This window comes from Siminovitchia acidinfaciens, assembly GCF_003605385.1.
In the GTDB taxonomy this organism is placed as follows: Bacteria; Bacillota; Bacilli; order Bacillales; family Bacillaceae_C; genus Siminovitchia; species Siminovitchia acidinfaciens.
In genome coordinates this window covers 71,501-92,596 of sequence record NZ_QYTV02000003.1, presented here as the reverse complement: position 1 = coordinate 92,596, position 21,096 = coordinate 71,501, and the positions used below count along the sequence as shown (strand labels likewise).

Here is a 21,096-nt window from a genome sequence, read left to right as displayed (position 1 = left end):
TCAGCGCGGGCAAACAAGACGACTCCCGAGGAGGCAGTTCTTCAACCAAGCGGCTTACTTGAAAACATCTTGAGCAGCTACTTTGAAAATGCTCCATGCAGCTTTGCGACGAGCTGAACAAGACTCCTTCGAATAAGCTATGGCGCAGGAGCACTTTTGCTTCCTTGCATGCTTGTGACCTCGAGGGGATAGGCGCTGGAGCTAGACGTAGAGTAATCCGATTAACATTTTTCCACAAGCATGGAATTTTATAGTCCGCTCAACAAAACACAGGAAGACTGTCCCGTTTTATTATTAGGACAGTCTTCTTTCCTTTTATTTCAGTTCGTTCTCTTCCGCACTTATTAAATCAAATTCTTCTATGGGCTCCTCAGCGTTTTTCAATTTATTTAAGAAACCCAGCCGATACTGCTTTCTGAAATGTTCCTTGACCATATATGCAACACCATTATCGTTATTCGTCCTGGTAATCCAATCGGCCGCATCCTGCACTTCCTTGGGCGAATTTCCCATGGCTACTCCCATACCGGACCAGTTCATTAGCGGGATATCATCCATACCCGCTCCGATGGATACCACCTCATGCCTTTTTATTCCATATTGACTGCATACAAATTTTACACCAGTCAATTTGGAGACTCCCGCTGGAACTATCACCATTTTTAATGGTTCAATTGGAATACAGACGACTTCATCATACATTTCTTTAATTGCCCTTTTGGCATCGTCCATATCTTTTTCGTCGAAAAAGACAACTTCCATGTTAGGTGGAGAAACCGGCTGATCTAGTAGCTTTTCACTAATGGAATCAACATAGCGTTCCTGATACATGAAGCGGTTTGCCGACTGAAAAACAACTTTGGCCATCATATTATTTGGGACTTTTATTTTATTGCCAATTAAAAACTTTTCATTTACCAGACGAATTTGACACGAAAAAGATTCAAGAAGAGCTGTAATTTCACTTGTAATTTGTTCGTGGACCCTGTGTACATAAATGGGTTTACCAATATCTTTCGCGATAAAAGCCCCATGGTGGGCAATGATATAATCTTTTAGCTTTAATGACTTGGCTATCCTTTTTGCTGCTGGAAAGTTTCTTGTTGTTGCCAATATTATGTGAATCCCTTTTTGAAGGGCGAATTCAATCGCCTCACGGGTTTGCTTATGAATGCGGCCATTTTCTTGCAGCAATGTCCCATCAATATTTAATACAAGCATTTTATAGGTCATGATGTTCCCCCTTTAAGCAATCTCATCCTCTTCTTATGTATACGAGACACGCCTGCCGGGTAGACCTGAAAAAATGTAGTCGCTCTATTCCAAAAACGTTTTACGGTATTCCCTATTGCTCGGGAGGTAATCGTCATCCATTATCGTATGCTTGAAATGTTCCCCTTTTCTCCTGCCGAAATCTGGACCGAGCGCTCATCCGGGAGAAGTTCAACTATCTCATATATTTTTGGGTTTTTTTCAAAAAAAGCTCCTCAATGAGGAGCTTACTTAAGCCATTGAGCCGTACAAGTCATCGAGCGGCTTCATGATAATTTTATTCAATTCGGTGATTGTCATGCTCATTCGTTGTTCCGCTTCCATGAGCATGGTCACTTTCTCGTTTTCCTGCGCCCGGTTGGCAATCTCCTGTGCCCTCATAACCTCATCTTCAGTTATGTCATAGCCTTGCATTTGTTTTTGCTGGAGCTGCATCTGGACATTCCTAAACTCGTCAAACATCTGGCTTGCTTCACTGTCGTTAGTCACGGATTTATACATTTCTTGTAAATGCTTGAATTCGTCACTGCTTCGCATGGCTTTTTCAAGTTCATACGCATAATCATACAGGTTTGTGTTCATTTTCATCCCTCCTCACCCAAGTGTAACATACTATGAAGTGAGCATTACAATGATACCTTGGATCATTCCGATTAAGCCTCCGAGAAGCGCACCCAAGTAAGTAATCATCACCAGTTCCTTCTTGGCGACAGATATGACAAGCTCTTCCAAGCGTTCCAAAGAAAATGATTCTATTTCTTTTCGGACAATATCTTCCACTTGGAATCGCTCAAGTATTTCGCCTGATTGTTTTGTCAAATAGTCGCCGCCTGCGGCAAGCAAGCGGGGAACGGCTGTATCCAGCAATTTAATTCTATAAGGCTCAATGAGTTCTTTGACCGGCTTTCGCAAGTACCCCTCCAGCGGAAAAAGGTCAGCGGATCCCTCTTTTATAAATTGCAGGACTCTGTCTTCATTGATGCTGGAATAAAATTCACTAAGTTTTCTTTGCTCCAATTTTCTTCCTTCTTCTTCCAAAATAGATATCAGCAGGTCCCTTGTGCCTTTATTATAGAGGAATTTCATGATTTCCGGCTGCAATTTATCCGCCAGCTGATCTTCTCCAATAAACATTTGGACTAAGTTCCAGAGTTTCCCCCTATTTTTTAAAAAGTTCTCGATCATGACTCTGATTTTTTCTTTTCCTTCATCGCTTGAAAAGTAATCTGCACCTTTTTGAATCATATGGTCAGCCATCCCGGGAATTTTGCTGTAAATGGTGTCTGTCAGTTGGTCAGGAAGAATGTCACCGATTGACTTATCCAAATACCTCATTTTCAGCTCAGCATATTTTTTATCAATCGTCTTATGAATAGCAGCATTCATTCTTTCCGCTGGTTTATTTATCCCAAATCGTTCCAGTATTTCTTCAGACGTCATCCCTTTTTCCAGCCAGGTGTTCAATTTGGCATTGATCCACTCTTCTGTCTCCCGCTTGAACGTATCGTCAGTCAATTTTTTATAAATGCTCTCAGGGGTAACTAAATATCCAACAACAAGCTTTCCAATTTGCGCAGCCAATTCACCTTGTCGCTTTGGAATTAATCCGGGGGTGAATGGAACCTGCCATTTCCCTAAATAAAGCGTACGGTATGGCCGAAACAGCATGCGGATAGCTAAAAAGTTCGTAAATCCCCCTATTACTGCACCAATAATTACCATGAATGGTATGATTGTAAACCAGCTTGACATGGATTTCCTCTCCTTTTTTAGAAAAGCGCAGCGCCTTGCTCAGCCCCGAAAAGCACAAGACGATTCCTGAGGAAGCAGTTCTTCAGAAAGCAGCTTACTTGAAGGCGTCTTGAGTAGCTTCTTTGATGATGCTCCATGCAGCTTTGCGACGGGCTGAACAAGAACTCATCGAATAAGCTATGGCGCAGGAGCACCCTTGCTCCCTTACAGGTTTGTGATCTCGAGGGGCTAGGCGCTGGCCACCTCAGACTGCCCCATCCTGTGCTTCGGCAGGCTCAGGGTGCGATATCCTGTCGCTTGCACTTTCGGCGGTGGCACTAGTACTTCCTGTACGTCGGAGCTAGACAATATACATACTTTTTGAATAAAGAACTCGGAATAATTTCACACTGTCTTTACATTTTAGAGGCTAAAGGCAAAATTGCCTTATGCTTGTACACTTGAGCCGAATTTGCTCGGAAGCAAAATTCTTTTCTTCCCATATAAACCATTGTAAGAACGAGGACATATTTCTCGTCATACGATATGAGAAATGCGCCCAGTTCTATTTTGGACTTTTTTGCCAACTACCACAGTCTGAACTGATTATAAATAATATTGGTGCGTAAGGGCAAATATGGACACTTTTGAGGAGGACTTTGTATGAGGGTTCGATATAAATGTGAGTTTTTTGACAGTGAGGAATTAAAGTTGTATTTTCCAAGGGAACTTCACCCTAAAGGTGACCATCAATATGTTTCTTTCGGGTCCAGTGCCGCCGAAGCAGATTGCAGCAAGCATCCAAACGGAAGAAATGTCATCGCCATCAGTTCAAGTTTGGCTGTAATTTTGGGAATTCCTGAATTTGTTTCATCCCTTTGCCTTTTTGAAGATGAAGAAACGGTTTATCTAGGGCCGCTTGTCGGGATTTTCACCTCGGGGTTCACTCCTTTCCAACTTATGCCGGTTGGAGAACGGACAAATGGCTTTGCAAGGCAAATGTCGGTGCAGTCTTCCGTTGGAGCCGTCCCTTTTTTGTTTGGAGAAAAACATATTGACTGGGAAAAGGGAGTCATCCACGGATTTTTTTATCATGAACAAAGTTGGAAAAAAAGGACCGTTCCATTTCCCAATGTGGTTTATGACCGGCTGCCGAATCGGTTGAGCGAAAGCCAGCCCTCATTTAGAGAAGTCAAAGATAAGATGGAGAATGACTATTTGATCCCTTGGTACAATCCAGGTTTTTTCAACAAGCTGGAGCTGCATGAGCGATTATGCAATGATTCGCGTGCTGAGAACTATTTACCGGAAACTCACCGTTTTACATCTTTCTCGGAAATTGAACGAATGGTCGCCGCTTATGGGCATGTTTATTTAAAGCATGCGGACGGCAGCAATGGTGAAAAGATTCGGCAAGTCCTTTATGATCCTGAAAAAGAAGAATACTATTGCCGGTTTAACGATAACAAAAATCGGCTGTATAAATTTGATTCTATCGAAAGTCTGATCAACCATATGTATAAAGGAAAAGAATCGGAAAAGCTCATCGTTCAGCAAGGCATTCGCCTAATCCGAATCGAGAAAAAGCCTATGGACTTTCGTGTTCATGTCAATAAAGATGAAAGCGGCACTTGGAAGGTTAGTGCGGTTGCTGTAAAAATTGCCGGAGAAGGGAGTCCAACGACACATACCCGGTTTGGCGGTGTTGTCCGTTCACTTGATGAGGTTTTTCCTGAAGAAGAAGTATTTGAAGCTAACCGGAAGAAGCTCCATACTGCGGCGTTGGACCTGGCAGCTGCCATCGAAGACAACATAGGCGGAATTGTCGCTGAAATCGGTTTTGACCTTGGAATAGACCGCAATGGCAAGGTATGGATGTTCGAAGCCAACTCAAAGCCCGGCCGCCAAATTTTTTCCCACCCAGGCCTAAATGAGTCCGATACATTGACAAACAAACTGGCACTTGCCTTTGCCGTCCATTTAACTGAAAAGACAATCCATAGTCCACAGCTGCTTTGGGATAGATAATCTTGGATTGTAATATGACTGATTGGTAAGATAGTTCTCAGGAAGAAGCTGGCAAAATATCTTCTTTACCTATAACAATTCGGGGTGATCAAATGCTGCAACATTTCCAGTACCATCCATTATATAAAGATAAGCGAATTCCCGGCTGGACATTTTCTTTTTATTTTTCCGGTAAAAGATTGGAAGGTATTTATCATCAGGACGGGAAAATAGACTGGACGTCAGAAGCACCGGACACCAGCCATGAAAACAACTTAAAAAGACAATTGCACGATTTAATGCTGTACCATGTCTATGACCAAAGATAAATGCTTTTTCCAACTTTTTATATGCATGGTTCATCGTATCAGGGGTCCAAACTATCCTTAAGGAGGTTGATACGATGACTAAGAAAAAGTCACCTGATTTTTTACCTGATTCCAACAACGAGGGACGGGACCGATACTTTATGGATGTAGACAGAATGGAAAATGAAGGAATGTCCGGCGGATCAGTTTTTATGAGGGATGACTCCACAAACATTGAGCAATCCACTGATTTTTTTCCGGAAGACCCGCCACAAGGCACCAATTTGAAATAGCGTGGGGACTCGCGAAAGCAGGGTCCCCTTTTATTTTGTATAAACGACTTTCAATTCTTGCTGAGTTCCGCATACTTCGCAAACAAATAGATGCGTGCACTCAGGCTTATGGCTGCTTTGGGGATCCCCATCAGCAAGCTTATTCAAATCAATGTCCATATAAGGGGAATAGTCATCATAATAATCATAGATCTTCCCTTGATCAACCAAGACTCCCAGACATATGGGGCATGCCCGATTTTCGAAAGAAGTCCCATTGCATAATCCGCAGAAATCCATCCTTTTCTCCTCCTTCACACATATCTTTTGTGAAATTGGAGAATAGATGTATGCCCATCTATTGTTTAAGCAGGTAAAAACTCCCTCACCTAGGCCTGCATATTTTTATCCCAAAAAAACATAATAAAATTATATAAACGATGGGTTACACCCAAAAGAAGGTCACATGCATGTGTGTCGGTGCAACTCCGACTAACCCAGCCAATCTTAATATCACACACAACAAGGAGATGACAACATGGCTGACAATAACTCAAACCAAATTTTGGTTCCTGGTGCCGAACAGGCAATCGACCAAATGAAAGTTGAAATCGCACAGGAGTTTGGTGTGAATCTTGGTGCGGACACGACTTCCCGTGCAAACGGATCTGTTGGTGGAGAAATCACGAAGCGTTTAGTTGCAATGGCACAACAACAACTTGGTGGATATTCCCAACAATAAGTAAATAAATATATATCATGGCAAAAAGGCCCCCGAAACTTTCGGGGGCCTTTTGTATTGGGGTCTGACCCCTCCTGCCGCTTTTCTTTATTGTCGCCTATCGACTAGCAGACTTCGCACCTCTGGGTGCTCCAAGGTAAAGTTTTTTCATGAAGCTATGTTACCTTGTCGCAAAGCTGCTTGAAGCATACTCGAGTAAGATTCACACGATGTTATTGAAGTCAGCAGCTTTCCTACGATAAGTCAACATCGCTCCGCTTCGCTGCGCGTGTTTCCTTTATCTCGTCAGAGGCACTCCAGTCTGTACGTCGATGGGCAGGCGCCTCCACTTTTCTTTAAAGATGAACCATCTTTTTAGGATCAATCCATTCGTCGTATTGTTCTTCAGTCAAGTAGCCTGTTTTGATTGCCGCTTCTTTCAATGTCGTTCCTTCTTTAAATGCAAGTTTAGCAATTTCTGCCGCTTTTTCATATCCGATATAAGGATTCAAAGCAGTGACGAGCATGAGTGAGCGATTGACATTTTCCTCAATCACTTCAATATTCGGTTCAAGACCTTTCAGGCATTTCTCGTCAAATGAAATCATTGAATCTGCAAGAAGATGGACAGATTGAAGGAAGTTATAAATAATGACCGGCTTATAGACGTTCAATTCAAAGTTCCCCTGGCTGGCAGCAAATCCAATCGCTGCATCGTTTCCAAACACTTGGACACCAACCATGGTGAGCGCCTCACTCTGGGTCGGATTCACTTTCCCAGGCATAATGGAGCTGCCCGGTTCATTGGCTGGAATCGTAATTTCTCCGATGCCGCTTCTTGGACCACTCGCGAGCCAGCGGACATCATTTGCAATTTTCGTCAAATCAGCAGCTAGCCCCTTCAACGCTCCATGGACGAAAACCATTTCATCATGGCTTGTAAGAGCGTGGAATTTATTGTCTGATGATTTGAATTGATAACCGGTTTGTCTGCTTAATTGCTCCGCCACTCTATCTCCAAAATCAGGCTCCGCATTAATGCCAGTACCTACAGCTGTTCCGCCAATAGCCAGATTAAGGAGATGTTCCGCACTTTCCTTAATCATTTTCTCGCTTTTTTCGACCATGGCTCTCCAGCCGCTTATCTCTTGGCCGAGCGTTAGTGGAGTGGCATCCTGCAAATGTGTACGGCCAATTTTAATAATGTTCATATTCGCTTCTTCTTTTTCAAGAAGAGTTTGCTTTATTTGGCTCAATGCCGGGATTAAATCATGATAAATTGCGTGGTATGCAGCAACATGCATTGCTGTAGGGAATGTATCATTAGAGCTCTGAGACATATTGATGTCATCGTTCGGATGAACTTTCTCATCAGAACCCTCTTCTATTAATTCATTGGCTCTGCGCGCAAGCACTTCATTTACGTTCATATTTGACTGTGTTCCGCTTCCTGTTTGCCATACAACGAGAGGAAAGTGTTCGTCAAATTTTCCTTCAAGCACTTCATCGGATGCTTTGACGATCGCTTCCTTCTTGGCATCGGATAACTTGCCAAGCTCATTATTAGTAATTGCGGTCGCTTTCTTCAATTGAACAAAAGCCTTGATAAGCTCCAAAGGCATTTTTTCATCGCCAATTTTAAAGTTCTGCTTGCTTCGCTGAGTTTGTGCTCCCCAGTACTTATCTGCGGGCACCTTGATTTCGCCAATCGTATCCCGTTCAATCCGGAATTCCATTTCGTACATGCCTCCTCTATGTTTTAAACCATAAGTATTTTCTCACATATCGACAAAAATTTCATCTAACATGTCACACATCATACAAAACCGACAAAAATTACAAATTATTGTTATTGATTCTGATATTTTCGATACGTATCTTTCAATTTTTCTTCAAATTTTTTCAAGTTACCTTTTCCTTTATCCAACTTCTCTTTCCATTTTTTTGCTTCATCTGTCATCTTATCATCGAAGTTCCGCAGTTGGCCTTTAATGGTATTCTCTTCTTTTTTACGCTCTTCCTCCAGCCGCTTGTTGATAGATGGCGTTTCAAACTCATCTTTTTCAATATATGGAAGTGTGTTTTCCATCATTGATTTGAAAATGGGAACAACCGTGTCACTGCTTGAACCTCTTAAATAATGGTTTCTGTCAGTTAGATCATACCCAAGCCAGACAGCCCCCACAAGATTCGGCGTATACCCGACGAACCATTGATCTTTTGTTCCGTTTGGAATATCAGGGTAAGGCAGCTGGGTAGAACCCGTTTTACCAGCAATATTGTAGCCTGGGATGTGTGCGTTCCTGCCTGTCCCCGTCTCTACAACGTTCAGAAGGATCGCCGTCATTTTCTGAGCTGTTTTTCCGCTGATGACGCGAGTGGATTTCGGTTTATACTCCCCTTCCACATTACCTGTAGGACCGACGATTTTTGTGATAATATGGCTTTTTTCCCGCTTTCCTCCGTTTGCAAATACTGAATAAGCTTCGGCCATTTGCTGCGGTGAATACCCCGTGGTGGTCCCCCCTAATGCCAAGCTGAGATTTTCATCTTCCTTTTGAATCGGCAAACCAAATTCTTTGGCGGCCGCAACCCCTTTGTGCAGGCCGATTTCATTCAACAGCCAGACAGCCGGAACATTTAGCGATTTCTCAACAGCTGTATACAAAGGTACCTCTCCTGCATATTGTCCGTTATAATTTTTGGGTTTATAGTTTGCGAATGTCATACCCTCTTCATCTTTTAAGGTTGATTCTGCCGTATAGCCTTCCTCTAGTGCAGGCGTGTAAACGACAAGGGGTTTCATAATGGAACCCGGCTGCGCTTTAAGCTGTGTCGCCCTGTTATAAGCACGAAAAGAGTGTTCTCCTCTGCCGCCAACAAGTCCCCTGATTCCACCTGTTTTCGGATCAAGCATGATTGCACCGCTTTGAGCAAGCGTTCCATCAGGACTTACTGGAAAAAGATAATTGTTAGCATATACTTTCTCCAAACCTGCTTGAACGTTTTGATCCATCTCCGTATATATTTTGTAACCACGCGTCAATATTTCTTCCTGGGTCAATCCGTATTGGTTAATTGCCTCATTTAGAACGGCATCCACATAATAAGGGTACTTTCCTTTTAACGGATCTTCTCCTTTATCTTCAAGGACAATTTTTTCATTTACAGCTTCTTGGTATTCCGCGTCACTAATCATTTCATACTTCAGCATCTGTTTTAAAACAAGATTTCGGCGCTCGACCGATGCATCATAATTTTTATATGGATCAAGGGCCGATGGCCGATTTACGATCCCTGCAAGCATCGCTGATTCACTAAGAGTGACTTGACTTACATCCTTCCCGAAAAACTTTTTGGATGCGTTTTGAACTCCCCATCCGCCACTGCCGAAATAAACCTGGTTTAAATACATTTCCAATATCTCATCTTTTGTGAACTTCTTCTCAATTTCTATTGCAAGGAATACTTCTTCAAGCTTTCGCTTATACGTCCGTTCCGGAGAGAGAAGGGCATTTTTTGTCAGCTGCTGGGTCAGAGTGCTTCCTCCTGCTCTAATTCTTCCTGACATCAAGTTTTTAAAAAAAGCTCGTGATATACCGTAAACATCAAAACCTCTATGCTTATAAAAGCGGTGATCTTCTATAGCTACAATTGCGTTCTTCATATTCTCAGGAACTTCCGCGATTGGAACTCCTTCCATCCTGTTAGCGGAAATCTTACTGGCCTCGTCTCCGTCTTTATCATAAATAACAGTCGCCTGAGCCAATCCTTGCTTCAAGGATTCAACATTCGCAGTACTCGCCAAATAGGCAAAATACGACAGGCCAATCAAAATCACTAACGAAACAACCAACAATAATATTTGATTAAGATGGGCTTTTTTCCAAAAGCGCCAAATACTATCTTTTATTTTATGAAGTAGGTCCATACCTTTTCCTCACTTTCAATTGCGCTGCTTCCACTCATTCAAAACCAATTATAATATAATGTTTTTTGAGGATAAAAGCTATAGGAAAAGTGAGGGCGACGTTTAGCGACGTACAGACTGGACGACTCCTGACGAGATAAAGGATAAGGAAGTGCGAGAGTGCCTGCTTATCGGCGACAAGCATAAGACAAGCGCTGACGAAGGCGTCCTTTGCCTTCAGAAGCGATTGACTTATGACCTCGAGCCGATGGCACTCGCAGCCGGACAACACGGCGACGTAGGAGCCGATGTTGACTTATCGTAGGAAAGCTGCTGACTTCAATAACATCATGTGAATCTTCCTCGAATATGCTTCAAGCAGCTTTGCGACAAGGTAACATAGCTCCCTGGATAAACTATGCCTTGGAGCACCCAGAGGAGGAAGTCTGCTAGTCGCTGGAGTCCGCAACTGGACAATAAGAAAAGTGAAAGGCGGCTGATTAGGGGCGACAAGCGCTGGCCGCCTTAAGTCGCCACGTCCTGTGGCGCCGGCGGCACTAGGACCTCCTATCCGTCGGAGGGCAAACCAGTGAAGTCGTTCTTTGACTTCATTGGTTTGACCGAAGCGACCTCGAGCCCCTGCCGCCTGAAACTAGACAATAGGAAAAGTATAGGGCGGCTGATAGAGGCGAGAATTACCCAAAGCTTAAACCAACAATTCCAGTCTTTACCATATAGGTTGTAATAATTTTTTCGTGAAGTATAGGCTTGGTGCAATGGATAATGCACAACAACGGAAATCAGCGGTGGATTCTAAGTATGCACAACCTTTAGTTCAATTTATCTAAACACAAAAAAAAACAACCGGTCTCTACCGATTGTTTTTATCTATGATGATTGATGGTCTAGTTCTCTTACCTTCTCTTTCGTTAACTCATCTTCCATTCTTTTCATATACATATACACAATTTGTCTTGTTTTTTCATCCGCACCTATGATTTCCAAATGTTTCATGCATTTGCTGATCACGGGGTTCATCGATTTGCTTTTTTCTTCTTCATTTTTCATACTACCCACCCCAATCTGCAAGATTTGACTTGCATTTTAATTTAATGATGGAAATTCGCCATTTTACACCAAATAAAATGGGTAGATATTTGTTGCTTATATTTATTATATATAGGTCTTAAAAATAAGTATATAGGTCCATTTTATCAAATTTTCAGAAAAACCGCACAACAAACACTTTTATTGAAAAATGGATTATACTCAGCAAGGGTATCCCATATAAATTTTGTATGATAAAATGGTCTAAAAAAAATGAAGCAATTTGTTCCATATAGACATACACAACAAATTACGCCATATATATCTAGTAAACTCAATAATAATTTGCATAATTTTTTAAAAAAATAGAGGCTTTTTACTTTGCAGCTGATATAATGTAATGGAGGTGAGTGTTGGTATGGACCAGCTTACGGACGAGGTAATTTCTTATCTTCAACAAAAAAGATCAAATTTCCTCGAAAAATGGAAAGAAAAAGCGATGAATCCTCCTGTCCAATTACAGTCCCACCAAGAGAATATGGACAAGAAGGGGCAATTTATATATAAAATAGCAATGCATGCACTCTCACTGCCTAAAGTGGATCTGCAAAGCTATTTACAGACCAATGCTCAAGAAATGGCGAAAATAAAAATAAGAGAAAACTCGGGTATTGAGCTATTAGTCTATAACATTAACATGGCAAAAAATATCATTTGTGAGCAATTATACCAATTTCCTGCTGAACATGAGAAACTAAACAGCTTTTCCAAGCAGCTATCCTATATCTTTGATCACTTTTCCTATTATGCCGTTACGCATTTTAATGCACTGAAAGAACAGTTGATGGAAGAGGAAAACCGGCATATTCATTCAAGCCATGAAGATCGCCTGACTTTGCTCGGACAAATGACATCGAGCTTCGTCCATGAATTCAGAAACCCGTTGACAACCGTTCAAGGATTTGTTCAGCTACTGCGTGCTGAATATCCAGATCTTCCCTACATGGATATTATTTCATCGGAACTCGATCAATTGAAATTTAGAATCACTCAATTTTTAATGCTTTCCAAAAAGCAGGAAGTGAATCAGGAAGAAGTCATTTTTTCCTTGAATGAACTTGTTGAACAAGTGGCATCTTTCGTGTATCCGCGATTGCTGGAATTAAAAGTATCCCTTCAGCAAGAATTAGAAGACGACCTATATGTAAAAGGCATTCAAGAAGAAGTGCGCCAAGTCATTATTAATATCATTTTCAACGCAATTGAAGTCATGGTTGCCACTGATACAGAGTCAGTTATACATATTAAAGGTTACCGGAAAGGCGACTCCATTTATCTCGAAGCGTCAAATACCGGGCCGAAAATACCCGATTCCTTGATCAAAGACATTTTCGAACCATTTGTAACTACCAAAAAAACAGGTACAGGTCTTGGTCTTTATGTTTCCAGACAAATCATTGAAAAGCATCAGGGGCAATTATTATGCAGTTCCACTGAAGAATGGACAACATTTACAATCATACTCCCTGCACCGGAACTAAAAGAAGATGATAGTTAGCCCCAAGCCATCAAACGGAAAAAGAGCGGAGAAGTCCGCTCTTTTCTCGTTTGATTACAACCAGCATGCGCCCACAATGATTAATAAAATAAACAACACTACGATTAACGCGAAACCTCTCCCGTAGCCGTAACCTCCATAGCCATAGCCTCCGTAGCCGCCACAACCGAAGCCACATCCGCCAAAGAACATAAACCTTCACCTCCTGAAATTGGAAATAAGGAAAAATCCCTACACAATAAATTATTCAGGTTGTCAGATTATGTTTGGGCAAGCGCCATATGTTATCAATCATTTTTAGTTTTATACACATTCCGCTATGATATTATAGACAGAAGATGCAGCGCGAAGGGAGTTTAGTAATTGAAATCTTTAGTACTGGCTGAAAAGCCGAGTGTGGCCAGAGATCTTGCAAAAGTTCTCGGGTGCACATCAAAAAAGAAGCATTACATCGAGGGACCGCAATATATCATTACATGGGCTTTGGGACATTTGATTGAACTGAAAATGCCAGAAGACTATGATCATAAATATAAGACATGGAAAATGGAAGATTTGCCTATCATTCCTGAAAAAATGGAATTAAAAGTGATTAAGCAAACATTCCCACAATACAAAGGGATTGAACAGCTGGCAAAAAGAAACGATATTAAAGATTTGATCATTGCGACTGATGCCGGACGTGAAGGTGAACTGGTCGCCCGCTGGATCATTAAGAAAATTCGCTGGAAAAAGCCTGTAAAACGACTTTGGATTTCTTCTTATACTGACCGGGCAGTCAAAGAAGGATTCCGGCAGTTAAAGCCGGCCAAACAATATGATGCTTTATATCAATCTGCTGTTTGCAGAGCCGAAGCCGATTGGCTTATCGGTTTAAATGTGACAAGGGCCTTGACAACGAAGTTCGATGATCCCCTCTCGGCTGGGCGGGTTCAAACCCCAACGCTCGGAATGATCATCAAACAGGAAAAAGAGATTCAGTCCTTTGTACCGAAAGAATATTGGACAGTTCATATAAGAGCTGGCAGCCTTGAAGCCGAATGGGAGAATAGAGGAGAAAAAAGGATTTTTTCAAAGGAAAAAGCGCAAGGGATTGTCGATAAAGCCGCTAGTCAAGAAGCAGTGATTAAAGCAGTCGACCGAAAGGAAAAATCTGAACAGCAGCCTCTCCCTTATGATCTGACAGAACTTCAAAGGGATGCGAACCGACGATTTGGTTTTTCAGCCAAGAAAACATCAAATGTCCTCCAAGGTTTATACGAATATCATAAAGTTGTTACGTACCCCAGGACAGACTCAAGATATTTGACAACTGACCTGACAGCTACGATGGCAGACAGATTACAAGCGCTGCGTGCTGCATACAAAGATGAAGTGCAGCCTGTACTCAAACAGAAAGTGAAAGTGCTTGCGCCTCGTGTTTTCAACAACCAAAAAGTTACTGATCATCACGCTATCATTCCGACGGAACAACCTGTGAGACTGGGCGATCTTTCTCCGGATGAGATGAAGCTGTTTGATTTGATTGCAAAACGATTCCTTACGCTTTTTTATCCAGCATATAAATATGAAACACTTCGTGTTACAGTTGAAGCGTCTGGCGAAACATTCCTAGCAAAAGAAACAACTGTCATAGAGGAAGGTTTCAAAGTGTTAACCAAACAGCAGGATACAGAAAGAAACGTTAAATCACTTCAGCACTTAAAGCCTGGCCAAAAAATTAAGATTGAAGGCAGTCGATTACAGGATCATCTGACTGAGGCTCCTCCTAGATTCACTGAATCAGACCTCTTGGCCAGAATGGAAAAATATGGACTGGGTACACCTGCTACAAGAGCTGATATTATCGAGAAACTTCTCAGCTCCCAAGTGATAGACCGTGTGGATAACCGCCTTTTCCCTACCCCAAAAGGAAAGCAGCTGATCGATCTGGTAAATGATGAGCTGAAATCTCCGGAATTGACTGCCAAATGGGAAGCTGAACTCGAAGCAATTGCCCGTGAAAAAGGGAATCCAGATCAGTTTTTACAAAATATCCGGAAACAGACAAAGCGTCTTGTGAACGAAGTCAAGACGAGCGACAAGTCTTATAAAGCCCACAACATTACTGGCACCAAATGCCCGGAATGCAGTTCTCTTATGAAAGAAATCAAAGGCAGAGACGGACGGGTACTTGTTTGCTCAAACAGAGAGTGCAATTTCCGAAGAAGAAAAGATCCGAAACTCTCTAACCGCCGCTGTCCGCAATGCCATAAAAAAGTGGAAATCCATAAAGGAAAAGCAGGCATGTATTTCCAATGCCGCCCGTGCAACCTTGTGGAAAAAGCGGAAAACCGGAAAAAGGCTGTCAACAAAAGAGAAGAACGGCAGCTTCTAAAAAAATATTCCAATGATGAAAGCTTTGGAAACAGCTTGGCCGATGCATTGAAAGCAGCAATGAAAGATGATAAATAAGGTGAAAGCGGCTGTTCAAAATGCTCTGTTATTAAACTAGGGCGGATATTTTTCTAAGGGGCGGGTCGGTGAACGATGTTTGATGTATTCCGCAACAATGGACACCAACAGATCATTTGTGCTTTTTTAACAAAACCCTGAATGAATGCTCCCCCCTTTTAACACAAAAGCGTGAACGGCACGCTCCATCTTACAAATGAAAAACGTCCTGAAAATCATTTTTTGCTGATTTTCAGGACGTTTTTTATATATTACGCATTCATCGCCCGATATAAATTGGCCATCTCTATTGCTCCGACAGCTGATTCCCAGCCTTTGTTGCCAGCTTTTGTTCCAGCTCGTTCAATCGCTTGCTCAATTGTATCGGTCGTCAATACGCCGAAAATAACAGGAATTCCTGATTGTAGTGCAACATTTGCCGCTCCTTTTGCAGCTTCGTTGCAAACATAATCAAAATGCGGAGTCGCGCCGCGTATTACAGTTCCCAACGTAATAATTGCATCATACTCATTCGTTTCTGCCATTTTTTTGGCAGTTAGTGGAATTTCAAATGCACCCGGCACCCATGCAACTGTCACATCATCTTCCGAAACGCCATGGCGCTTCAAGGCGTCCATTGCGCCGGAAAGGAGCTTTCCAGTAATAAATTCGTTAAATCTGCCAACAACAATACCGATTTTTAGGCCTGTACCAACTAAATTCCCTTCAAAAACTCTACTCATATCTTATCTCTCCTCTATTTTTTAAAATTTCAGCATATGCCCCAGTTTTTCCGCTTTCGTTTTTAAATATCTTTCGTTCTCACTCTTAAACGGAAGCTGAATAGGAAGTCTCTCAGTCACTTCAAACCCGAAGTCCTCCAGGCTGGAAACCTTTCTTGGATTGTTTGTCAACAGTTTGACTTTATTGACTCCAAATTCTTTTAGAATCTGGGCCCCGATTTTAAAGTCGCGGAGATCAGCTGGAAATCCGAGTTTTTCATTAGCTTCCACCGTATCAAAACCTTCTTCCTGCAGCTTGTACGCTTTTAACTTATTGATAAGCCCTATACCTCTTCCCTCTTGACGCAAGTAGAGCAGGACACCCGTTCCCTCTTCGTCAATCCGCCTTAACGCAGATTGCAGCTGTGGACCGCAATCGCATCGGCACGAGCCGAATATGTCCCCTGTCAGGCACTCGGAATGCATCCGAACCATTACAGGCGTATCAGGTCCAACTTCGCCTTTTACAATGGCCAAATGTTCTTTATCATCAAGAACGTTTGAATAAGCAATAATTTTAAAATCACCGAATTCTGTCGGTAAAAAGGCTTCCGCTTCCCTTTTGACAAGCGTCTCCTTGGAGCTTCTATATAGAATCAGGTCTTTAATTGTAATCATCGAGAGACCGTATTTTTTTGCTATCTCCATTAAATCAGGAGTGCGTGCCATTGTACCGTCATCTTTCATAATTTCACAAATCACTCCCGCAGGCTTTGCACCGCAAAGGAGGGCTAGATCGACGGCAGCTTCGGTATGGCCTGGCCTTTTCAGAACTCCTCCCTCTTTCGCAATGAGGGGAAAGATATGTCCCGGTCGTTTAAAGTCTTCAGGCTTTGCTCCATCGCCCATCATCTCTAGGATTGTTTCTGAACGCTCATATGCGCTGATACCGGTATGTGAGTCTTTATAGTCGATGCTCACGGTGAATGCAGTCCCTAGAGGGTCGGTGTTTTTATCAGCCATCTTGGATAATTCCAATTCCCTGGCTTTCTTTTCTGTAATAGGAACGCATATTAATCCTCTGCCTTCTTTTGCCATGAAATTAATCACTTCAGGAGTTGCTTTCTCGGCAAGTGCAACAAAATCACCCTCATTTTCCCTGTCTTCATCATCCGTAACAATAATTACTTTTCCGTTCTTTAGATCCTCGAGCGCTTTTTCGATTGAATCAAACATGTTGTCACCCCTTACGTAATTTTATTCAATGAAGCCATTTTCCGTAAGCAGCCCCATTGTTATTTCTTTTTTTTCTCCTTCGCGGTTCCCCACCATGCGATGAATATATTTTGCGAGCATATCGAATTCGAGATTTACTGGATCACCGACATTTTTCCCGGCAAGTATTGTTTCATTTTGAGTGTGCGGGACGAGGGATATCGTTATTTTTTCACCTTCTGTTTCAAAAATGGTCAGTGAAGTGCCGTCGATTGCAATCGATCCTTTTTCCAGGACAAACACCTTGAATTGCTCGGGTATTTGGATTGTCATATAAAGAGCATTTTCCACTCTTTTTTTATCTAATAGCGTACCGGTACCATCTATATGGCCGCTGACAAAGTGGCCTCCGAACCTGCCATTCGCGGCCATCGCACGCTCCAAGTTCACCTTTGATCCAGAAGAAAGCATGCTGAGCGAGGTGGCCTTGAAGGTTTCCGGCATAACATCAGCCTGAAAGGATGAGCGGGTGAACTCCGTCACTGTCAAGCAAACACCGTTTACTGCAATGCTGTCACCCAAATTTACGTCTTCCAGAATTCTTTGTGCCTGAATATGAATGGTGAAGGATTTTGCTTTCCGGTCGATCCGTAAAACTGTACCAACTTCTTCTACGATGCCTGTAAACATTTATTCTCTCCTTTCCATCGGTTCGGCAACAATTTTTATGTCCGGACCGATTTGCTCGACTGATTTAAACGCCAAGGGAATACTGTCTTTCATCAACTGTTTGGGCATGCCTGAAAAAGCTTGCGTTCCTTCCCTGTCATTCAACAGCTTTGGTGCCATGTACATGACAATTTCCTGAAAACACCCAGCCTCTACGAAAGAGGAATGGACTGCGCCGCCACCTTCGACAAAGACCGAAAGGATCTGTTCCTCTCCAAGCCAGTTCAGGAGCGGTTCAATTTCAATTGTATCTCCAGTCATCATTTTCACTTGAACACCTTTTTGCTCAATTGCAGCACGTTTTTCTTTATCTGCCTGCCTTCCACACACAACGATTGTGGTTGCGGTCTTGTCATTTAATAAATTAGATCGTATTGGAATATTCAAATGAGTGTCTAAAACAATTCGAATGGGATTTTTTCCACCCTGGGGCAATCGGGTTGTAAGTTGGGGATTGTCATGAATCACTGTATTGACGCCGACCAATATCGCATCGTGGCGATTCCGATATCGATGGACATCCAATCTCGCATCTTCAGAAGTGATCCATTTGCTGTCTCCGCTTGAAGCCGCTGTCTTTCCGTCAAAAGTTGCAGCGGTTTTTAATGTAACGTATGGTTTCCTTGTCTTCATAAAATGAAAATAACATTTGTTCAGATCTCTGGCTTGTTGTTCGCAAATTCCAAAGTCCACTGATATTCCGGCATCCCGAAGCTTTGCCACTCCATTTCCGGCAACAATCGGATTGGGGTCAAGACTCGCAATATAAACGCGGCTGATTTTTTTTTCTATGACCAAATCAGCGCACGGCGGCGTCCTGCCCGTATGCGAACAGGGTTCAAGTGTGACATATAGGTCCGCACCCTCGGCTTCATCACCCGCCTGGATCAATGCATTGACTTCAGCATGCGGCTCACCTGCCTTCATATGAGCACCCATGCCGAGAATCCTCCCGTTTTTGACAACGACACAGCCAACTGTCGGATTAGGACTTGTTTGCCCGACAACAGAATTCGCCAGTTGTAAGGCCAAATTCATATAAAATTGTTTGTCTCCCATAGTGCCTCCTTTCAATTTCGACGGAAAAAAGCCCCGAAACAACGTTTCGGGGCGCAAAAACAGCAATGTTAAATAAGCGTCGTGAAATCCTGCGGCAATACAGAGAATTGCCGATCAGAAATAAGCATGCTTAAAATGCATGGTTCAAGCTGACGCCTTTTTCCTTCTCCCATCCAGACTTTCACTGTCGGCTTTGGAATTTCACCAAATCCACCGGCTCGTTTCCGAGCCGGGTCACGGACTAAGAGACATATGTCTCATCACCGCCGGTCGGGATTTCCACCCTGCCCCGAAGGAAAAACTATTCGAATGCTTGTATTATATCATAAATGAAGAAAATTCAAAGGTGACTTTTTACCTGACCTTGTGTGGATGGCGCTGAATTTGGTGTCGAGGTTTTCATTTGTCGTCCGAAAAGGAAAAATATTATCCAAAGGCATTTTTATCAAAACAAAAAGAAACAGGCCCACAATCCAAGATGCATCATATTCACAGTGGGGTTGAAGTTCACCGTAAATTGCTTTTGTTGCATAAATAGGCCAATTCACCAATTGAAGGAACTTTATATGTCAGAAGAGCTGTTATTAACTACCTTTTAAGGTTAATCTGTAAAATCAACAGCAGTATTTTTCAAGGTTTTCAATAAATTAGACAAAAATATTTTATCTCCACTCAAAAACCTCATTGAGGAGATCATTCTCCCAATGAGGTCCTTTTATTTTCATTTACTATTGCTGGAACTGCTCCTCCTCTGTAGATCCTGTCAATGCAGTGGTAGAAGATGTTCCTCCGGAAATGACCATTGATACTTCATCAAAGTAGCCGGTTCCAACTTCGCGCTGGTGACGTGTAGCTGTGTAACCGTCTCGCTCAGAATCAAATTCTGCCTGTTGAAGCTTAGAGTAGGCGGCCATTCCTGTTTCTTTATAACCGCGCGCCAATTCAAACATGCTGTGATTGAGGGCGTGGAAGCCAGCAAGTGTAACAAACTGGAATTTATAGCCCATTTCTCCCAATTCCTGTTGGAAGCTTGCAATTTCTTCATCACTCAACTTGCTTTTCCAGTTGAAGGATGGTGAACAGTTATATGCGAGCAGCTTTCCTGGGAATTTCTCATGGATCGCTTCTGCAAAACGGCGGGCCTCTTCGATATCCGGTTCAGCTGTCTCACACCAGATGAGATCCGCATACGGCGCATATGCAAGCCCTCTTGAAATCGCCTGATCCAGTCCGGGATTTGTGTAGTAAAATCCTTCCGGGCTTCTTTCTCCTGTCAAGAACTCACGATCGTATGGATCTACATCACTAGTGATCAAGTTGGCTGCATTTGCGTCCGTTCGCGCGATGATTACAGTCGGGACATCCATTACGTCAGCAGCAAGTCTGGCTGCAATTAAGTGGCGAACCGCTGTTTGCGTTGGCTGAAGAACTTTCCCGCCCAAGTGGCCGCATTTTTTCTCAGAAGCCAATTGGTCTTCCAAATGCACCCCGCCGGCACCTGCTTCAATCATGGCCTTAGTCAGTTCAAATACATTTAGAGGTCCACCAAACCCAGCTTCCATATCTGCGACAATCGGAGCAAACCAATACGTATCTCCACTTCCCTCCTGATGCTGGATCTGATCAGCTCGCTGCAATGTCTGATTAATCCGTTTAACAACTTGCGGTACACTATTGGCCGGGTATAAGCTCTGGTCCGGATACATTTGTCCTGCCAGGTTGGCGTCACCAGCAACTTGCCATCCACTTAAATAGATAGCCTTTAGGCCTGCTTTCACCTGCTGCATTGCCTGGTTTCCTGTCAAAGCTCCCAACGCGTTTATATAATCTTCCGTATTGATCAATTTCCAAAGTCTTTCAGCACCCATACGTGCCAACGTCTGTTCAATGACAACAGATCCCCGCAGCTTTTCTACCTCTTCCGCAGAATAAGATCTTTCAATCCCCTTCCATCGGTCTGCCTTCCAGCTTTCTTCGATTTGGCGGATTTTCTCTTCTCTTGTCATGTTAACCTCTCCCATTCTATGTTTTTATATTTTATTAGTAGATTGAAAATCAATCTAACACCCAACTGTAGTACATCTGATTCTTTTATTGATAAATGTTATATAA

General features: G+C 42.6%; 20 protein-coding genes and 1 riboswitch. Of the genes, 7 read left to right on the top strand and 13 right to left on the bottom strand.

Features of this window, described 5'->3' with window-relative positions:
- Nucleotides 1-315: 315 nt before the first annotated feature.
- The 3 genes from D4T97_RS07800 to D4T97_RS07790 all read right to left on the bottom strand — a co-directional run bounded on the left by D4T97_RS07800 (nucleotide 316) and on the right by D4T97_RS07790 (nucleotide 3,024).
- Nucleotides 316-1,233: a Cof-type HAD-IIB family hydrolase gene (locus tag D4T97_RS07800; RefSeq protein WP_126049383.1), complete on the bottom strand. Its 918-nt coding sequence runs from the start codon at nucleotides 1,231-1,233 to the stop codon at nucleotides 316-318.
- 270 nt (nucleotides 1,234-1,503) lie between these two features.
- Nucleotides 1,504-1,854 carry a YlbF family regulator gene (locus D4T97_RS07795; protein ID WP_126049381.1) on the bottom strand — a complete coding sequence of 117 codons (351 nt, stop codon included), beginning with the start codon at nucleotides 1,852-1,854 and terminating at the stop codon, nucleotides 1,504-1,506.
- Between the two features lie 30 nt (nucleotides 1,855-1,884).
- On the bottom strand, nucleotides 1,885-3,024 hold the full coding sequence (locus tag D4T97_RS07790; RefSeq protein WP_126049379.1) for a DUF445 domain-containing protein: 1,140 nt from the start codon (nucleotides 3,022-3,024) through the stop codon (nucleotides 1,885-1,887).
- A 642-nt stretch (nucleotides 3,025-3,666) separates the two neighbouring features.
- Here D4T97_RS07790 and D4T97_RS07785 point away from each other — a divergent pair.
- From D4T97_RS07785 to D4T97_RS07775, 3 genes are all read left to right on the top strand, one after another.
- Nucleotides 3,667-5,031: a YheC/YheD family endospore coat-associated protein gene (locus tag D4T97_RS07785; RefSeq protein ID WP_126049377.1), complete on the top strand. Its 1,365-nt coding sequence runs from the start codon at nucleotides 3,667-3,669 to the stop codon at nucleotides 5,029-5,031.
- A 92-nt stretch (nucleotides 5,032-5,123) separates the two neighbouring features.
- Nucleotides 5,124-5,339 (top strand): YheE family protein, encoded by a 216-nt coding sequence (locus D4T97_RS07780; protein WP_126049375.1) that lies wholly within the window; start codon nucleotides 5,124-5,126, stop codon nucleotides 5,337-5,339.
- A 74-nt stretch (nucleotides 5,340-5,413) separates the two neighbouring features.
- Nucleotides 5,414-5,611 (top strand): hypothetical protein, encoded by a 198-nt coding sequence (locus D4T97_RS07775; protein WP_126049373.1) that lies wholly within the window; start codon nucleotides 5,414-5,416, stop codon nucleotides 5,609-5,611.
- A 30-nt stretch (nucleotides 5,612-5,641) separates the two neighbouring features.
- Here D4T97_RS07775 and D4T97_RS07770 read toward each other — a convergent pair whose 3' ends face one another.
- Nucleotides 5,642-5,890, bottom strand: coding sequence for a hypothetical protein (locus D4T97_RS07770; protein WP_126049371.1), 249 nt, complete (start codon nucleotides 5,888-5,890; stop codon nucleotides 5,642-5,644).
- A 238-nt stretch (nucleotides 5,891-6,128) separates the two neighbouring features.
- Here D4T97_RS07770 and D4T97_RS07765 point away from each other — a divergent pair, with 238 nt between their 5' ends.
- Entirely contained in the window at nucleotides 6,129-6,332 is a 204-nt protein-coding gene (locus tag D4T97_RS07765) for an alpha/beta-type small acid-soluble spore protein (RefSeq protein WP_126049369.1), read from the top strand.
- A gap of 335 nt (nucleotides 6,333-6,667) precedes the next feature.
- Here the strand turns inward: D4T97_RS07765 and fumC are convergent, their stop codons facing one another.
- Nucleotides 6,668-8,047: a class II fumarate hydratase gene (fumC, locus tag D4T97_RS07760; RefSeq protein WP_126049368.1), complete on the bottom strand. Its 1,380-nt coding sequence runs from the start codon at nucleotides 8,045-8,047 to the stop codon at nucleotides 6,668-6,670.
- 113 nt (nucleotides 8,048-8,160) lie between these two features.
- Nucleotides 8,161-10,242 (bottom strand): transglycosylase domain-containing protein, encoded by a 2,082-nt coding sequence (locus D4T97_RS07755; protein ID WP_126049366.1) that lies wholly within the window; start codon nucleotides 10,240-10,242, stop codon nucleotides 8,161-8,163.
- Nucleotides 10,243-10,393: 151 nt separating this feature from the next.
- On the opposite strand from D4T97_RS07755, the gene D4T97_RS20450 reads away from it, so the two are divergent.
- A complete protein-coding gene (locus tag D4T97_RS20450; RefSeq protein ID WP_164525505.1) occupies nucleotides 10,394-10,546 on the top strand; it encodes a hypothetical protein in 153 nt (50 codons plus the stop codon).
- A gap of 563 nt (nucleotides 10,547-11,109) precedes the next feature.
- Here D4T97_RS20450 and D4T97_RS07750 read toward each other — a convergent pair.
- Complete coding sequence (locus D4T97_RS07750; RefSeq protein WP_126049364.1) at nucleotides 11,110-11,289, bottom strand: hypothetical protein; 180 nt, start codon at nucleotides 11,287-11,289, stop codon at nucleotides 11,110-11,112.
- A 397-nt stretch (nucleotides 11,290-11,686) separates the two neighbouring features.
- Here D4T97_RS07750 and D4T97_RS07745 point away from each other — a divergent pair, with 397 nt between their 5' ends.
- On the top strand, nucleotides 11,687-12,826 hold the full coding sequence (locus D4T97_RS07745; RefSeq protein ID WP_164525504.1) for an ATP-binding protein: 1,140 nt from the start codon (nucleotides 11,687-11,689) through the stop codon (nucleotides 12,824-12,826).
- A gap of 54 nt (nucleotides 12,827-12,880) precedes the next feature.
- Here the strand turns inward: D4T97_RS07745 and D4T97_RS07740 are convergent, their stop codons facing one another.
- Nucleotides 12,881-13,018 (bottom strand): YjcZ family sporulation protein, encoded by a 138-nt coding sequence (locus D4T97_RS07740; protein WP_126049360.1) that lies wholly within the window; start codon nucleotides 13,016-13,018, stop codon nucleotides 12,881-12,883.
- A gap of 171 nt (nucleotides 13,019-13,189) precedes the next feature.
- Between D4T97_RS07740 and D4T97_RS07735 the strand changes: the two genes are divergently transcribed.
- A complete protein-coding gene (locus D4T97_RS07735) occupies nucleotides 13,190-15,280 on the top strand; it encodes a DNA topoisomerase III (RefSeq protein WP_126049358.1) in 2,091 nt (696 codons plus the stop codon).
- A gap of 251 nt (nucleotides 15,281-15,531) precedes the next feature.
- On the opposite strand, the gene ribH is transcribed toward D4T97_RS07735, so the two are convergent.
- From ribH to aceA, 5 genes are all read right to left on the bottom strand, one after another.
- Nucleotides 15,532-16,002: a 6,7-dimethyl-8-ribityllumazine synthase gene (ribH, locus tag D4T97_RS07730; protein WP_126049356.1), complete on the bottom strand. Its 471-nt coding sequence runs from the start codon at nucleotides 16,000-16,002 to the stop codon at nucleotides 15,532-15,534.
- Between the two features lie 21 nt (nucleotides 16,003-16,023).
- Complete coding sequence (locus D4T97_RS07725; RefSeq protein WP_126049354.1) at nucleotides 16,024-17,217, bottom strand: bifunctional 3,4-dihydroxy-2-butanone-4-phosphate synthase/GTP cyclohydrolase II; 1,194 nt, start codon at nucleotides 17,215-17,217, stop codon at nucleotides 16,024-16,026.
- A 21-nt stretch (nucleotides 17,218-17,238) separates the two neighbouring features.
- Nucleotides 17,239-17,886, bottom strand: a complete 648-nt coding sequence (ribE, locus tag D4T97_RS07720; protein ID WP_126049352.1) for a riboflavin synthase — start codon at nucleotides 17,884-17,886, stop codon at nucleotides 17,239-17,241.
- Nucleotides 17,887-18,984, bottom strand: a complete 1,098-nt coding sequence (gene ribD / locus D4T97_RS07715) for a bifunctional diaminohydroxyphosphoribosylaminopyrimidine deaminase/5-amino-6-(5-phosphoribosylamino)uracil reductase RibD (protein ID WP_126049350.1) — start codon at nucleotides 18,982-18,984, stop codon at nucleotides 17,887-17,889.
- Between the two features lie 157 nt (nucleotides 18,985-19,141).
- Nucleotides 19,142-19,285, bottom strand: a riboswitch (FMN riboswitch).
- Nucleotides 19,286-19,712: 427 nt separating this feature from the next.
- A complete protein-coding gene (aceA, locus tag D4T97_RS07710) occupies nucleotides 19,713-20,990 on the bottom strand; it encodes an isocitrate lyase (protein WP_126049348.1) in 1,278 nt (425 codons plus the stop codon).
- Between the last annotated feature and the right edge of the window lie 106 nt (nucleotides 20,991-21,096).